General features: G+C 55.3%; 14 protein-coding genes. 6 read left to right on the top strand and 8 right to left on the bottom strand.

The features are described from left to right. Positions 1-75: 75 nt before the first annotated feature. Together RT120_RS18545 and RT120_RS18540 are read right to left on the bottom strand one after the other, a co-directional pair. Positions 76-924 carry a DUF2950 domain-containing protein gene (locus RT120_RS18545; protein ID WP_312984946.1) on the bottom strand — a complete coding sequence of 283 codons (849 nt, stop codon included), beginning with the start codon at positions 922-924 and terminating at the stop codon, positions 76-78. 12 nt (positions 925-936) lie between these two features. Continuing rightward, positions 937-2,571 (bottom strand): DUF3300 domain-containing protein, encoded by a 1,635-nt coding sequence (locus RT120_RS18540; RefSeq protein ID WP_312984944.1) that lies wholly within the window; start codon positions 2,569-2,571, stop codon positions 937-939. Positions 2,572-3,127: 556 nt separating this feature from the next. On the opposite strand from RT120_RS18540, the gene acnB reads away from it, so the two are divergent. After that, positions 3,128-5,725: a bifunctional aconitate hydratase 2/2-methylisocitrate dehydratase gene (gene acnB, locus RT120_RS18535; protein WP_312984942.1), complete on the top strand. Its 2,598-nt coding sequence runs from the start codon at positions 3,128-3,130 to the stop codon at positions 5,723-5,725. 49 nt (positions 5,726-5,774) lie between these two features. On the opposite strand, the gene RT120_RS18530 is transcribed toward acnB, so the two are convergent. Beyond that, positions 5,775-6,158 (bottom strand): hypothetical protein, encoded by a 384-nt coding sequence (locus RT120_RS18530; RefSeq protein ID WP_312984940.1) that lies wholly within the window; start codon positions 6,156-6,158, stop codon positions 5,775-5,777. Between the two features lie 188 nt (positions 6,159-6,346). Here RT120_RS18530 and yacL point away from each other — a divergent pair, with 188 nt between their 5' ends. Next, entirely contained in the window at positions 6,347-6,709 is a 363-nt protein-coding gene (gene yacL / locus RT120_RS18525) for a protein YacL (protein WP_312984938.1), read from the top strand. A 35-nt stretch (positions 6,710-6,744) separates the two neighbouring features. Here yacL and speD read toward each other — a convergent pair whose 3' ends face one another. From speD to RT120_RS18510, 3 genes are all read right to left on the bottom strand, one after another. Continuing rightward, positions 6,745-7,539 (bottom strand): adenosylmethionine decarboxylase, encoded by a 795-nt coding sequence (speD, locus tag RT120_RS18520; protein WP_312984935.1) that lies wholly within the window; start codon positions 7,537-7,539, stop codon positions 6,745-6,747. Between the two features lie 14 nt (positions 7,540-7,553). Further along, positions 7,554-8,420 carry a polyamine aminopropyltransferase gene (speE, locus tag RT120_RS18515; RefSeq protein ID WP_312984934.1) on the bottom strand — a complete coding sequence of 289 codons (867 nt, stop codon included), beginning with the start codon at positions 8,418-8,420 and terminating at the stop codon, positions 7,554-7,556. 151 nt (positions 8,421-8,571) lie between these two features. Then, entirely contained in the window at positions 8,572-8,919 is a 348-nt protein-coding gene (locus tag RT120_RS18510; protein ID WP_312984932.1) for a YacC family pilotin-like protein, read from the bottom strand. A 146-nt stretch (positions 8,920-9,065) separates the two neighbouring features. Between RT120_RS18510 and cueO the strand changes: the two genes are divergently transcribed. Then, positions 9,066-10,613, top strand: a complete 1,548-nt coding sequence (cueO, locus tag RT120_RS18505) for a multicopper oxidase CueO (protein ID WP_312984950.1) — start codon at positions 9,066-9,068, stop codon at positions 10,611-10,613. Between the two features lie 49 nt (positions 10,614-10,662). Here the strand turns inward: cueO and RT120_RS18500 are convergent, their stop codons facing one another. Beyond that, positions 10,663-13,062 carry a glucose/quinate/shikimate family membrane-bound PQQ-dependent dehydrogenase gene (locus RT120_RS18500; protein WP_312984930.1) on the bottom strand — a complete coding sequence of 800 codons (2,400 nt, stop codon included), beginning with the start codon at positions 13,060-13,062 and terminating at the stop codon, positions 10,663-10,665. Between the two features lie 194 nt (positions 13,063-13,256). On the opposite strand from RT120_RS18500, the gene hpt reads away from it, so the two are divergent. After that, the gene (hpt, locus tag RT120_RS18495) at positions 13,257-13,793 is read left to right on the top strand and encodes a hypoxanthine phosphoribosyltransferase (protein ID WP_312984928.1); all 537 of its coding nucleotides are present in this window, start codon (positions 13,257-13,259) and stop codon (positions 13,791-13,793) included. A 26-nt stretch (positions 13,794-13,819) separates the two neighbouring features. Here hpt and can read toward each other — a convergent pair whose 3' ends face one another. Beyond that, positions 13,820-14,482, bottom strand: a complete 663-nt coding sequence (can, locus tag RT120_RS18490) for a carbonate dehydratase (protein ID WP_161660852.1) — start codon at positions 14,480-14,482, stop codon at positions 13,820-13,822. Between the two features lie 107 nt (positions 14,483-14,589). On the opposite strand from can, the gene RT120_RS18485 reads away from it, so the two are divergent. Further along, complete coding sequence (locus RT120_RS18485; protein WP_312984925.1) at positions 14,590-15,516, top strand: ABC transporter ATP-binding protein; 927 nt, start codon at positions 14,590-14,592, stop codon at positions 15,514-15,516. Then, positions 15,513-16,283: an ABC transporter permease gene (locus RT120_RS18480; protein WP_312984923.1), complete on the top strand. Its 771-nt coding sequence runs from the start codon at positions 15,513-15,515 to the stop codon at positions 16,281-16,283. Before RT120_RS18485 ends, RT120_RS18480 begins: the two co-directional genes overlap by 4 nt. Positions 16,284-16,341 lie beyond the last annotated feature (58 nt).

Genomic DNA, 16,341 nt, shown 5'->3' with positions numbered 1-16,341 from the left:
AGGCCACAGCGCTACGCGCTGCGGCCACCTTCAAAGCTTAACTGACAAGCATTAGCGCAAGGGCCGCTTTTTCAGTTAAAGGTTAACGGCTTGCCATTCGCTTCCGGGATCGAAACGCGTAATCGCTTTGGCTTTTTCGTCGGTTTGCTGGCCAAAATCCGTCTGTAAAATTTCATCCTGTTGGTTAATCATAAAGGTGGCGATGCCGGTTTTCCCGTACTCAACCGGCCAGGCGATAAGCGCGAACCCGCCGACCATTTTCCCATCCTGTAGATAGTTTTTCTCGCCTTCCTCCGCATGCTTACCCTGGGCGGTAATAATGCGGAAATGGTAGCCGTGATAGCCCATACCAGGCTGCACCGGACTGAATGATGGCCCTAACGGGCTGGGCGCTTCGCCCGGCCCGGCAGGCCAGTAAAGCCCGTCTTTTTTGCCTTCGCTGCTGACAAATTTTTGCGCATATTCCTGATTCATTTGATAAAAACTATGCTGGGCATCCACATACGCATGCATCGCCTGAATAGCAGAGAGTTCGTTGCGGCCAATCGCCCGGGTCAGGATCTCATCCGCCGCGCCTTTCATATCGAACCGCCAGCCGTTTTCGGCTTTAACAATGGGTAGCGGCAGTTGCCAGCCCTCACTGCCGACGTTGAGGTGCGCAACGTTATCTTTTTGCACGATCCGATGGCTGACTTTCCAGTCACGGGTAAAACGTGCCACGGCTTCGGGATCCACGCCTTCAGGGGGTAAAAACTCCCGCCAGTCGTTGCCCAGTAAGTTGCTGAGTTCTGTCTCATCCTGTTGGTTTATCGCGACGGCAAATGCGTTCGCCGCTTCTTCCGGTGTGTTGAAATACTGCTGCGCCAGGGCAAGGACAGGCAGTAAAAGCAGGGGAAGGGCGCTTAATGTGATTCGGTTTTTCATGCTCGCTCCTGCTTATTGACGATGAAATTCACGATGGCGTGGAGCATTTTCCCGGGCGTGGGAAAGACGCTCCCGATCCGCTGTCGCATGCTGGCGGCTTTGGATCCCCCTTTGCTGCTGCGCCTGCCAGGACGGCGAGCGGCTGTCATTGCCGCTAAAGGCGTTGGCATTCAATGTTTCTCGCCGCTGCTGGCGCTGCTCCGGGGTAATAGTCGCCCGGTGTTGTTGCACCGATTCACGGCGCTGTTGCTGCTGAGCGGTGGGATGTTGCATCTCATTTTTGGCTGCGTCCCGGCGCTGCTGCTGCTGCGCGGTGGGGTTTTTAGAATGCTGCTTCGCTGTTTCACGGCGCTCGCTGCTATCCGCGCTGTCATAACCGCGGTAATTATTACGCTGGGCTATCTGGTTCAGCTGTTTTGAAGCGGCCTGGCGCTGTGCATCGCGCGTTGCCGGCTGGGGCGTATTTAACTTGCGGTCCGTGGATTGCTGGAGCTGCTGCATCGCCGCCTGCCGCTGCCCATCCCGCGAAATCGCAGTGTTTTGCGTAGCGCTTAATCCGCCCGCCACGTTGGTCTGATGGAAACGCGCGGCAACGGCATCGTTCCTGTACGGCACGTTGTCCCGGTAGGCAGGATTATGCGTCCAGACCCGGTCACCCCCGGTGAGATGTTCGCCAGAAATCCGGTTGTAATTATCCACATTGATATTGATGTTATTGCCGTTGCGGTAATACCCGTCGCCATGACCGTGATGATAGTCATCGTCATGATCGTGATGATGATGATCGTCATCGTCATCCCAGTCGATATTGCTGAACAGCGCATAGGTGGTCGCCACGCCCAGGCTGTAACCGAAGCCCTTCACAAAGCTTTCGGTAAATTGCTGCCCCGGAGGGGGCGGTAAATAGACCGGCGGATAGCTGGCGTTGGGCCAGGTACCGTACACCGTGCCCGGATTGTAAGTCGGGACATACACCACCTGCGGATCGGCGGGCTCGATTTTAATCACGGTTTCGGCGGGGGCGCTACTGACGACGGTGGTTTTCCCGGTGCCTGAATTCTGCGGCGCGGGTGCGGCGGCGGTGGTTTTAGGCGTCTGTGTCACCGTCTGCTGCTGGTTCGATTTCAATGCGCCGGTTTGTTGCGCCAGTGCCCGTAGCTTCTGCACGGCACTCATCACATCCTGAGGCTGGGCCAGAAAAGCATTCCCTAAATCTTCCACCCACTGAGGGTTTTCACCCATGAGCGCCATCAACTGCGGGAACGCCACCAGCGATTTTACGCTGGGGTCCCAGGGCTGGCTCGCCACCGCCTGAATCGCTTGATCGCCTTGCAGCGAAGGGTTATCCCGCGACCATTGCACCGCCTGAACCACGTTGGCCGGGTATGTTGAGGCCATCAATACCTGGGATAACAGCGCATCGGGATACAGCGCCACAGGCGCGACCCACTGATCGATTTGCGCGGTGGTATAGGCAGCGGCAACCGGTGCGACAGGTACCGGTTGCGCCTGAGCGGGCGCGGGTTGGGAGGCGGGGGGACTCGTTACAGGTGGCGTCTGGCTTTTCACGTACAGCACGCCGGAGGCGGCTAGCAGCCCGGCACTGCACAGCAGTGCAAGCAGGTGTGGCTTAAAGGGCAATTTCATAGATGACTCCGACGAAGGCCAGCCATAAGGCGTTTAGGATGCCGCGAGTATATTCAACCGTATTTTGCGTTTTTGACTTAAAGGGGGAATAGGGCCATTAAGTCCGGATAAAGAATGTGAGCATTTATTACACAAATTATAAACGATGATGGGTTTGCTGCTGCGCTGTTGATCGGGCACTGAAGCACTTATCTTTTCGCTTGCGTTCAGTTTCTGAGCGGGGCACGAATGCACTTCGTGAGGGTTTTGCCGCAAATCAATACTGCCGGACCGGTGATTGCTACCACTGCATGGCACAAGATAACCGCTGAAAAGCGGTTTTTTTGCCTGCGCAAAATGCCGGTTTGTTGCGCTATACCCTGCTTAACGATTCAGCAAATCTTTTTATGTTGCTTTTTTGTAAACAGATTAACACCCTCTCAAAATCCTGCTATGCTGCCCGACGCGGTATCGGGCATTTACCCTACAAACTACTGTCTCACAGGAGCGTGAAGAAAATCGCCTGGTTACACCCTGTGTAAGCCGCACTATGACAATGAGAGCGAGGAGAACCGTCGTGCTAGAAGAATACCGTAAGCACGTAGCAGAACGTGCAGCCGTTGGGATTGTTCCAAAACCCTTAGATGCAACCCAAATGGCCGCGCTCGTCGAGCTGCTGAAGAACCCGCCCGCGGGCGAAGAAGAATTCCTGTTAGATCTGCTGACCAACCGTGTACCGCCGGGCGTTGATGAAGCCGCCTATGTTAAAGCCGGATTCCTCGCTGCAATTGCCAAAGGCGAAGCAACCTCCCCGCTGGTCACCCCTGAAAAAGCTATCGAACTGTTAGGCACCATGCAGGGTGGTTACAACATCCACCCGTTAGTGGACGCGCTGGAAAACGACAAACTCGCGCCGATTGCTGCGAAAGCGCTGTCCCATACTCTGCTGATGTTCGATAACTTCTACGATGTGGAAGAAAAAGCCAAAGCGGGCAACAGTTACGCGAAGCAGGTGATGCAGTCCTGGGCCGATGCCGAATGGTTCCTGTCGCGCCCGACGCTTGACGAAAAAATTACCGTTACCGTCTTTAAAGTGACCGGTGAAACCAATACCGATGACCTGTCTCCGGCCCCGGATGCCTGGTCGCGCCCGGATATCCCGCTGCACGCCCTGGCGATGTTGAAAAACGCCCGCGAAGGCATTGAGCCGGATCAGCCTGGCGCAGTCGGTCCGATCAAACAGATCGAAGCCTTGCAGCAAAAAGGTTACCCGCTGGCCTATGTCGGCGATGTCGTGGGTACGGGTTCTTCCCGTAAGTCCGCCACCAACTCGGTGCTGTGGTTTATGGGTGACGATATCCCGAACGTGCCGAACAAACGCGGCGGCGGCCTGGTGCTGGGTGGCAAAATCGCGCCAATCTTCTTTAACACCATGGAAGATGCCGGTGCGTTGCCGATCGAGGTTGATGTTAACAACCTGAATATGGGCGACGTCATCGACGTATACCCGTACAAAGGCGAAGTGCGCAATCACGAAACCGGCGAGCTGCTGGCGAGTTTTGAACTTAAAACCGATGTGCTGCTGGATGAAGTGCGCGCCGGTGGCCGTATTCCGCTGATCATTGGCCGCGGCCTGACCACCAAAGCGCGTGACGCGCTGGGCCTGCCGCACAGTGACGTATTCCGTCAGGCGAAAGACGTGGCGGAAAGCAACCGCGGCTACTCTCTGGCGCAGAAAATGGTCGGTCGCGCCTGCGGCGTTGCGGGCATCCGTCCGGGCGCTTACTGCGAGCCGAAAATGACCTCCGTGGGTTCTCAGGACACCACCGGCCCGATGACCCGTGATGAACTGAAAGACCTGGCGTGCCTGGGCTTCTCTGCGGATCTGGTGATGCAGTCGTTCTGCCACACCGCCGCGTATCCGAAGCCAGTTGACGTCACCACGCACCACACTCTGCCGGACTTCATTATGAACCGTGGCGGCGTGTCGCTGCGTCCGGGCGATGGCGTTATCCACTCCTGGCTGAACCGCATGCTGCTGCCGGATACCGTCGGCACCGGTGGTGACTCCCATACCCGTTTCCCGATTGGTATCTCTTTCCCGGCGGGTTCAGGTCTGGTGGCGTTTGCCGCTGCGACCGGCGTCATGCCGCTGGATATGCCGGAATCGGTACTGGTCCGCTTTAAAGGTAAAATGCAGCCGGGCATCACCCTGCGCGACCTGGTTCACGCGATCCCGCTGTATGCCATCAAACAGGGCCTGCTGACCGTTGAGAAGAAAGGTAAGAAAAACATCTTCTCTGGCCGCATCCTGGAAATCGAAGGGCTGCCGGATCTGAAAGTCGAGCAGGCGTTCGAACTGACTGACGCCTCTGCCGAGCGTTCAGCGGCAGGCTGTACCATCAAACTGAACCGTGAGCCGATTGAAGAGTATCTGCACTCCAACATCGTGCTGCTGAAGTGGATGATCGCGGAAGGCTACGGCGACCGCCGTACGCTGGAGCGTCGTATCCAGGGTATGGAAAAATGGCTGGCGGATCCGCAACTGATGGAAGCCGATACCGATGCGGAATACGCGGCGGTAATTGAGATCGATCTGGCGGATATCAAAGAGCCGATCCTGTGCGCGCCGAACGATCCAGACGATGCGCGTCTGCTGTCTGACGTGCAGGGCGACAAGATTGATGAAGTGTTTATCGGTTCCTGCATGACCAACATTGGTCACTTCCGCGCGGCGGGTAAACTGCTGGATACCCATAAAGGCCAGTTGCCGACGCGTCTGTGGGTTGCACCGCCGACCCGTATGGATGCTGCGCAGCTGACCGAAGAAGGCTACTACAGCGTATTCGGTAAGAGCGGGGCGCGTATCGAAATCCCGGGTTGTTCACTGTGCATGGGTAACCAGGCGCGTGTGGCGGACGGCGCGACCGTGGTGTCGACCTCTACCCGTAACTTCCCGAACCGCTTAGGCACCGGCGCGAACGTCTACCTGGCGTCTGCGGAGCTGGCGGCTGTTGCGGCGCTGATCGGCAAACTGCCGACGCCGGAAGAGTACCAGACGTTTGTTTCCCAGGTGGATAAAACCGCCGCGGATACCTATCGCTATCTGAACTTCGACCAGCTTTCCCAGTACACCGAGAAAGCGGACGGGGTGATTTTCCAGACGGCGGTCTGATCCTTCGCGTAACGCAAAGGGAAGCCTCAGCGCTTCCCTTTTTTATGCCTTACGACAGGGCATCTTCTTTGCCGCTGTAGCGCGGCAGGCTCACCACCGGATAGGTAAAGCTCTCTTCAATGCGGCAGCGCTCCGGCTTTTTCTGGTCGGCATAAATAATAAAATAGCGCTCATTCTCCGGGAAATAGACCAGATCATCGCCGTTGCGAAACGAGTAGGTTTTATAACGCACGCCCGATTTTGTGTGATCTTTATGCGCGCCAGAGGCGATCTGAAAATGTTTGCCCCACTGCATGGTGGTGAGGTGATAGTTAAAAAAGGAGATCAGCACATTCTGGCGGGTCAGACAGTCGAGCCGCACCGCTTCGCCCGCATACGCGGCGGAGAAGGGAAAGGCGAAGGAGATAAACAGCAGGATGGGGGACAATGACATTTTCAATTTTTTCATAACTGATTACGATTTAAGGCCTTAAGAAGATACTCAGGATAGCACAGCCGTCCCGTCTGGCTTTTTTCTCTGTACCTCTGCCCGCCGCGCTGTTTTTCTTGCGCCGTGCTGCGATAATTACTGATAAGAAGATTCGGGCGTAGTTTGCCCGGCGTGTAGCAGAGGAAAACACTATGGATCATGAATTTCTGCGCGACGTTACCGGTACGGTGAGAGTACGCATGTCGATGGGCCATGAAGCGATTGGTCACTGGTTTAATGAAGAAGTGAAGGAGAACCTGGCGCTGCTGGAGGAAGTGGAGCAGGCGGCGCAGTCGGTCATCGGCAGCGAGCGTCAATGGCAAAGCGCCGGGCATGAATACACGCTGTGGCTGGATGGCGAGGAAGTCATGGTGCGTGCCAATCAACTGGCCTTCTCAGGCGATGAAATGGAGGAGGGGATGAGCTATTACGATGAAGAAAGCCTGTCGCTGTGCGGCGTGGAGGATTTTCTTCAGGTACTGCGAGCCTATCGCGAGTTTATCCAACAAAAATAGCGCTAACCGCGTGGAGCATCCCTGCTCCACCTGCGTTACACCACCGGAATATTGCGTCCGTAGTAAATCTCGCGCATTTCTTTCCAGAGCATAGTGGTAATCACTTTCCGCTCTTCTTCGGTTAAATCTTCCGGTTTGGTGTGGAACATGTAGTGCTTCAGATCGAACTCTTTCAGCAGCATTTTGGTGTGGAAAATATTCTCCTGGTACACATTCACATCCATCATGTCGTACAGCGCCTTCATATCTTCGGACATAAAGTTCTGAATCGAATTGATCTCATGATCGATAAAATGCTTCATGCCGTTGACATCGCGGGTAAAGCCGCGCACGCGGTAATCCACGGTCACGATATCGGATTCCAGCTGGTGGATCAGGTAGTTCAACGCGTTAAGCGGAGAGATCACCCCGCAGGTTGAGACTTCAATATCCGCGCGGAAGGTGCACAGCCCATTTTCAGGGTGGCTTTCCGGGTAGGTATGCACGCAGATATGGCTTTTATCCAGATGGGCCACCACCGCTTCGGGCAATGGGCCGGGATGTTCGGTTTTATCGACCAGCTTCGGGTCGACAGGCTCTTCGCTGACCAGAATGGTCACGCTGGCGCCCTGCGGCTCGTAATCCTGGCGCGCAATATTCAATACGTTCGCGCCGATGATGGAGCAGGTTTCCGTCAGGATCTCGGTGAGACGGTTTGCGTTATACAGTTCATCGATATAAGCGATGTAGCCATCGCGCTCTTCCGCCGTTTTGACGTAGCAAATATCGTAGATACAAAAACTCAGGCTTTTGGTCAGGTTATTAAAGCCATGCAGTTTAAGCTTTTTCAATTTTGTTCACCTCCTTAGGATGCCTGGCGAGCCAGCGCGTCGTTCAAGTATTGCGGCAGAGCGAAAGCGGCCGCGTGGATTGCCGGGTTGTAGTAGCGGCAGGGTAAACCGGCGTCGGCGAAACGCGTCTGGAGGGTGTCCAGATCGAGCTGGCGCAGCGCGGGGCTATCGGTGGCCCAGGCGAAGGTCATAATGCCGCCGTAATAGGTCGGGATCGCGGCCTGGTAAAAACTCACGTCATCGAAGTAATGGCTGAGTTTGCGATGGCTGCTGACGGCTTCGTCCTGCTGTAAAAAACAGACGCCGTTTTGCGCCACGAAAATGCCGCCCGGATTCAGTGCGCGTTTGCAGCCCTGATAAAATTCCGAGGTAAACAGACTTTCGCCGGGGCCGACGGGATCGGTGCAATCGGAGATGATCACATCGAAGGTTTGCGCGGTTTGATTGACGAAGTTAACGCCATCGTCGATCACCAGCGTAAAGCGTGGATCGTCATAGCTTCCGGCATTATGGTTGGGCAGATACTGGCGGCAGAACGACACCACGCCCGCGTCGATTTCCACCATAGTGATGGTTTCGACGTTTTTATGGCGCGTGACTTCGCGCAGCATCGCGCCGTCGCCGCCGCCGATGATCAGCACATGCTTTGCGTTGCCGTGGGCCAGCAGCGGTACGTGGGTCATCATTTCGTGATAGATAAACTCATCACGCTCGGTGGTTTGTACGACGCCGTCCAGCGCCATGATGCGGCCAAATGCGCGGTTCTCGAAAATGATCAGATCCTGGTGATCGGTCTTTTCGTGATACAGCACATTATCAACGGCAAAGTATTGTCCAAACTGGTCGTGCAGCGTTTCCTGCCACACTTTTGCTTCGGCCATTGGCAGAGACCTCTTTCGTTAACACTCGTGGAAAAATGGCGCAACATGATAGCTAACATCTTACCCTGATGCACGGTCAATATTTCATCAACGAAAGGCGGGAAAGTCACGAGCCTGAACGCAGTAAAGAGTCAGGCTGGCTGGGAAGGAATTATTTAACGTAGGCGAGCAGGCTGAGTGAATCGCGGGCCAGGGCTTTACATTTTTTTGCGGTGGGAATGGCGATGCCGCTGAGATCGCGGTAGCTGTCTTCGCCGAGCGCCTTCATATTAAAGCTGTCGTAGTTGCTCAGGTCCCACTGGTTTTGCTGGGCGAAAAACACCAATGCGCGTCGAATCTGGCCGTTGGGCAAGTTTTGGTAGCCGCAATCATTCTTCAAAAATACAAAAACCGCCGTAAGATCAGCCATATCTTCGGCTTCAGACTCACTTAGTGCAAAACTACTGGCGGAGAATCCGAGCAACCCACCGAGTAACACAAACCTGACCCACTTCATCATCGCGCCTGGAACTCCTCTCTGAAGAGTGAAAGTTAGCACAAATCCACATTTCACGACGATCTTTATTATTATTCCGCTGGCTTGACCTTCCGCTTAGGGGAGGGTTTATGCTCAAAATTACGCCTGCGAACTATAAGGAAATCGACATGCATCGCCGCGACTTTTTAAAATACTCCGCTGTGCTGGGTGCAGCGAGCGCGTTACCGCTGTGGAGCCGTTTCGCGCTGGCCGCCGAACACCCCGCTTTACCTATTCCCAATCTGTTATCCGCCGATGCAGAGAGCCGCATCCGCCTGATGATCCAGGCGGGCCAGACGCTGTTTAACGGCAAAGCGGCGACCACCTGGGGTTACAACGGTAACTTACTTGGCCCGGCGATCCAGTTGCGGCAAGGGAAAGCCGTGACCGTTAATATTCACAACACCCTGGCGGAAGAAACCACGCTACACTGGCATGGTCTGGAAATTCCCGGCGAGGTGGATGGCGGCCCGCAGGGTGTGATTAAACCCGGTGAAACCCGCACCGTCTCCTTTACGCCGCAGCAGCGCGCCGCCACCTGCTGGTTCCACCCGCACCAGCATGGCAAAACCGGGCATCAAGTGGCGATGGGATTGGCTGGGCTTGTGTTGATTGAAGATAACGACAGCCGCCTGCTGCGCCTGCCTCAGCAGTGGGGCATTGATGACGTCCCGCTGATTATCCAGGACAAACGCTTCGGGGCCGACGGCCAGATCGATTATCAACTGGATATGATGAGTGCCGCCGTCGGTTGGTTTGGCGACACGCTGCTGTGTAACGGCGCGGCGTATCCGCAACATGCCGCGCCGCGCGGCTGGCTGCGGCTGCGTTTGCTCAACGGCTGTAATGCCCGTTCGCTGAATATCGCCACTAGCGATGGCCGCCCGCTATACGTCGTCGGCAGCGACGGCGGCCTGCTGGCCGAGCCGGTAAAAGTCACCGAATTGCCGATGATCATGGGCGAGCGCTTTGAAGTGCTGGTAGAAAACCGCGACAACACGCCATTCGATATCGTGACGCTGCCGGTGAAGCAGATCGGCATGACCGTCGCGCCGTTTGATCAACCGGTGCCGGTGGTGCGCATTCAGCCGCTGGTGGTGACCGCGTCCGGTGAGCTGCCAGACAAGCTGGTCGATATGCCTGCGATACCGGATAGCGCTAACGCCAAAGAGCGCTGGCTACAGCTAATGATGGACCCGATGCTCGACATGATGGGTATGCAGGCACTGGAACAAAAATACGGTAAACAGGCGCTGGCTGGCATGGGCATGCACCACGGTATGGGCCACGGTAATATGAATCATGGGGGTATGGGCCATCAGAATATGGACTTCCACCACGCCAACAAAATTAACGGGCTGGCGTTTGATATGTCTAAACCGGCATTTGCTGTCGAGCGTGGGCAGTACGAGCGCTGGACCATTTCCGGGGAGGGCGACATGATGATGCACCCGTTCCACATCCACGGCACCCAGTTCCGCATCCTGACCGAAAACGGCAAACCGCCAGCGGCCCATCGTGCAGGCTGGAAAGATACCGTCTGGGTGGAAGGCGCGCGTAGCGAGGTGTTGGTGCGTTTCGATCATCCCGCCCCGGCGGAGCAGGCCTACATGGCCCACTGCCATCTGCTGGAACATGAAGATACCGGCATGATGCTGGGCTTCACCGTTGCGTAAAATAAAAAGGCCGCGAATCATTCGCGGCCTTGTTCTTTAACGTTGAGAGTTACTTCGCGTCATCCGGCAACGCGAAGGCAACAATGTAATCACCCATCTTCGTGCCGAACGAACCGTGGCCCCCGGCGGAAATCACCACGTACTGCTTACCGTTAACCTCATAGGTCATCGGCGTGGCTTGTCCACCGGCTGGCAGACGGCCTTCCCACAGTTTTTCACCGTTAGTCATGTTGTAAGCGCGCAGATAGTTATCTGCGGTTGCGCCAACAAACAGCACGTTACCGGCGGTGGAAATCGGCCCGCCGAGCATCGGCATCCCGAGGTTAAACGGCAGCGGGAATGGCAGTGAGAACGGTAGGCTGTCGCGCGGCGTCCCGATACGTTTTTTCCACACCACTTCGTTGGTCTTCAGATCCAGCGCGGAGATGTAACCCCAGGCAGGTTGCTTACACGGCAGACCAAACGGCGACAGGAACGGGTTCAGGGTCACGCCGAATGGCACGCCGTACTGCGGCTGAATACCGGTTTCCTGGCCGCTTGCGGCATGCGGCGGATCGGACGGCTCCATCGGGTTATCCGGGCCGCGCGGCATCAGTTTCGACACGAACGGCAGCGCAATCGGGTTAGCAATCGCCACCTGACGGCTCTGATCGACGGAAATACCGCCCCATTCAAACATCCCCAGGTTACCCGGGAACACCAGCGTACCTTGCTCAGATGGCGGGGTGAAAATCCCTTCGTAGCGCAGTTGATGGAACATCACGCGGCACACCAACTGGTCGAACATGGTCGCGCCCCACATATCCGCGCCGCTCAGATCTTTAGTCGGACGGAAGCTCAGCTCAGAGAACGGCTGAGTCGGGGAGAGGCGGTCACCTTTCGCCGGGCCTTGCGGGACCGGTTTTTCCGGCGCAGGCACCACCAGTTTGCCGTCACGGCGGTCCAGCACGAAGATGTTACCGGTTTTCGCCGGCGCGTAGATCACCGGAACTAGGTTGCCATTCTTATCAGTGATATCCGCCAGCGTCGGCTGGGAAGGCATATCCATATCCCACAGATCGTGGTGAACGGTTTGATAAGACCAGGCCAGCTTACCGGTGGATGCGTTCAGCGCCACAATCGAGCTGGCGTAACGCTCCTGATCTTCGGTGCGGTTACCACCCCAGATATCCGGCGTGGAAACGCCCATTGGCAGATAGACCAGGTCCAGTTGCGCATCGTAGGCGGCAGGCGCCCAGGAATTCGGGGAGTTCAGCGTGAAGTGATGCTCATCCGACGGGATAGCATTCGGGTCTTTGGCACCCGGATCGAACGCCCATACCAGATCGCCGGTATTCACATCGAAACCACGAATAACGCCAGACGGCTCGCGAGTCGAGTAGTTATCGGTCACCGCGCCGGCAATCACGATAATTTTATCGGTCACAATCGGCGGCGACGTCGGCTCATACATGCCCGGCGTGGTCACCGGCTGGTTGGTTTGCAGATTGAGAATGCCTTTGTTGGCAAAGGATTCGCACAGCTTACCGTTGTCGGCATTAATGGCGAACAGGCGGCCATCGTTCACCGGCAGGATGATACGACGCGGACAGTCTGCCACCACGTCCGGGCTGACGGTATCGGCGCGCGCTTCATGATAAGACACGCCACGGCAGGTCACATGCTGGAACGACGGATTGGCGTTCAGCTGTGGATCGAAATGCCATTTTTCTTTACCGGTCGCCGCATCCAGCGCGAACAGACGCTGGTGCGCGCTGCACAGGTACAGCGTGTCGCCCACTTTAATCGGCGTAACCTCGTTGGTGATTTCGCCCGGGTCGGTCGGCAATTTCACATCACGGGTCTGGAAGGTCCAGGCTTCTTTCAACTCATGAACGTTATCCGCGTTAATTTGTTTAAGCGGAGAGAAGCGTTGCCCTTCCTGGTTACGACCATAGGCAGGCCAGTCGCCGTCCGGGATCGCCGGAGCCGCAGTGGTGGCTGCCGCCGCATCGGTTTTCAGCGTGCCATTGATCTCTTGCGGATCGTTAAAAATGGCCCATCCGAGAATACCGGCGGTGATAATCAGCGTCACCATCATTGAGGGGAGAGCAGGGCGCGATATCACCGGCAGTTTTCGCCAGACAAACGGCAGGATCAGCCAGATGCCGAAGAATACCAGGATGTCGCAACGTGGGGTCAATGCCCAGAAGTCGAAGCCGACTTCCCAGATTGACCACAGCATGGTGGCAAGCAGTAGCGCCGCGTACAGCCATAGCGCCGATTGTTTACCGCGCCACAGCAGCCAGGCAACGCCCAGCATTACCAGGCCCGCTATCGGGTAGTACCAGGAACCGCCTAATGTGACTAACCACACCCCGCCAATCAGTAAATACAGCCCGCACAATGCTGCGAACAGGGCTGTTAACACCACGATTAGTGATGATTGTTTATGTTTTGTTTCCGCCATAATCACACTCTTAATTTTTTAGTAGCAAGTAATTATAGTTATTAACATGTGTGATCTTAATCACAAAAAGAGCTTTTTTTCAGAATAGGTCCCGACGCGCTAATTACTGTTATACTGCCTGCCTTACGAATTAGTGTTGGCGGAAAACGCGTCGGCATTTAATGATTTAGCTTTTAAATCATATGGTTAGTGATATGAAACATACTGTTGAAGTGATGATCTCCGAAGCGGAGATTAAAGCGCGTATTGTTGAACTGGGGCGTCAGATTACCGAACACTACCGCGACAGCGGAAGTGAGATGGTACTGGTGGGTCTGCTGCGCGGTTCGTTTATGTTTATGGCCGATTTGTGCCGTGAAGTGCAGGTCGGGCATGAAGTCGATTTTATGACCGCATCGAGCTACGGCAGCGGCATGTCCTCTACCCGCGATGTGAAAATCTTAAAAGATCTGGATGAAGATATTCGCGGCAAAGACGTATTGATCGTGGAAGACATTATCGACTCCGGGAACACCCTGTCGAAAGTGCGCGAGATCTTAAGCCTGCGTGAGCCGAAATCACTGGCGATCTGTACGCTGCTGGATAAGCCGTCGCGTCGTGAAGTGGATGTGAAAGTGGAGTTTATCGGCTTCTCCATCCCCGATGAATTCGTGGTGGGGTACGGCATCGATTATGCCCAGCGCTATCGCCACCTGCCATACATTGGCAAAGTCGTTCTGCTGGACGAATAAACAAAGGGGCCGCGGCCCCTTTGGTGTTATTTATGGCTGGTGTGCGTCTGCGTTAAGTTGCAGATGCCGTTGCGATAACGCTGCTCCAGCGTTTCACGGCTGGTAGCGGTCACGTCCAGATCGCGCAGCAGGCCATCATGAATACCGTAAGCCCAACCGTGGATAGTGACTTTCTGTCCGCGTTTCCACGCAGATTGCATGATGGTGGAGTGCCCAAGGTTGTACACTTGTTCCATCACGTTCAGTTCACACAGCGTATCCAGACGGCGTTCCTGAGGGATTTCGCCCAACAGAGAGCTGTGTTTGAACCAGATATCGCGGATGTGCAACAGCCAGTTGTTGATCAGGCCCAATTCAGGATTTTCAACCGCTGCCTGTACGCCGCCGCAGCCGTAGTGCCCACAAATAATAATGTGTTCAACTTCAAGCACATCCACCGCATACTGAACCACTGACAGGCAGTTGAGATCGGTATGGATCACCAGGTTGGCGACGTTACGGTGAACAAACAGTTCGCCCGGCTCAAGGCCGGTTAACCGTTCGGCGGGAACGCGGCTATCAGAGCAGCCGATCCACAGAAAGCGCGGCTTTTGCGCTTGAGAAAGGCGTTCAAAAAAACCAGGATCTTCGTTCACCAGCATTTTGGACCAGTGAGCGTTATTGCTGATGAGTGTATCGATGTCTTTCATTTAGGTTAACAACCTGTAACCGTGGGATTGCGTTAATGTAATATAAGGCAACTCAATTATTTTTTAAACACCATAACTTTTGTGCGATACAAGGTAACTGTATATCCATGACAATTGCATTGGAACTGGAAGGATTAAAAAAAACCTATCCCGGCGGCGTGAAAGCCTTACGTGGCATTGACTTACAGGTAGAGGCGGGGGATTTCTACGCACTGCTTGGCCCGAACGGCGCTGGTAAATCTACCACCATAGGGATAGTGAGCTCGCTGGTGAACAAGACCTCGGGCCGCGTGAGGGTGTTTGGTTATGACCTCGAAAAAGACGTGGTCAACGCCAAACGCCAGCTGGGCCTGGTGCCACAGGAATTCAACTTCAACCCGTTCGAAACGGTGCAGCAGATTGTGGTTAACCAGGCGGGTTACTACGGCGTTGAGCGCAAAGAGGCCATTGAGCGCAGCGAAAAGTACCTCAACCAGCTCGATCTGTGGGAAAAACGCAATGAACGTGCGCGGATGTTGTCCGGCGGGATGAAGCGCCGTTTGATGATTGCCCGCGCGTTGATGCATGAGCCGAAACTGCTGATCCTCGACGAACCTACCGCCGGGGTGGATATCGAACTGCGCCGGTCGATGTGGGGGTTTCTCAAGGATCTCAACGACAAAGGCACCACCATTATCCTCACTACCCACTACCTGGAAGAAGCGGAGATGCTGTGCCGCAATATCGGCATTATCCAGCGCGGTGAACTGGTGGAAAACACCTCGATGAAATCACTGCTGTCCAAGCTGAAATCAGAAACGTTTATCCTCGATTTAGCACCGAAAAGCCCGCTGCCGAAGCTGGAAGGCTACCAGTACCGCCTGGTGGATACCTCAACGCTGGAGGTGGAAGTGCTGCGCGAGCAGGGCATCAACAGCGTCTTTAACCAACTGACCGCACAGGGCATTCAGATCCTGAGTATGCGTAATAAAGCCAACCGCCTGGAGGAACTGTTCGTAACTCTGGTGAATGAAAAGCAAGGAGACCACGCATGATGCAGCTGTATTGGGTGGCGCTGAAAAGTATCTGGACCAAAGAGATCCACCGTTTTATGCGCATCTGGATCCAGACGCTGGTTCCGCCCGTCATCACCATGACGCTCTATTTTATTATCTTCGGCAACCTGATCGGCTCGCGCATCGGCGAAATGCATGGCTTTACCTATATGCAGTTTATCGTCCCCGGGCTGATCATGATGGCGGTGATCACCAACGCCTACGCCAACGTGGCGTCATCGTTTTTTAGCGCCAAATTCCAGCGCAACATCGAAGAGTTGCTGGTGGCACCGGTGCCGACCCATGTGATCATTATTGGTTACGTCGGCGGCGGCGTGGCGCGCGGTTTGTGCGTTGGTATTCTGGTGACCGCTATCTCGCTGTTTTTCGTGCCGTTTCAGGTGCATTCGTGGCTGTTTGTCGGTGTAACGCTGCTGTTTACCGCCATATTGTTCTCGCTGGCGGGGCTGCTGAATGCCGTTTTCGCCACTACGTTTGACGACATCAGCCTGATCCCGACCTTTGTACTGACGCCGCTAACCTATCTGGGCGGGGTGTTTTATTCCCTGACGCTGCTGCCGCCGTTCTGGCAGGCGCTGTCTCACCTCAACCCCATCGTGTATATGATCAGCGGCTTCCGTTACGGCTTCCTGGGCATTAACGATGTGCCGCTCGGCTTTACGATGGGCGTACTGGTGGTATTTATCCTGGCGTTTTATATGCTGTGCTGGTACTTAATCCAGCGCGGACGCGGCTTGCGCACCTGATCGCGTTACTTCTGAAAGTAAAACGAGGCTCTCATTTTGAGGGCCTTTTATTTTCCCA

Origin of the sequence: Atlantibacter sp. (genome assembly GCF_032062175.1) — a bacterium.
GTDB lineage: Bacteria > Pseudomonadota > Gammaproteobacteria > Enterobacterales > Enterobacteriaceae > Atlantibacter.
The sequence above is the reverse complement of the archived record's forward strand: the minus strand, read 5'-3'. Positions and strand labels throughout refer to the sequence as shown.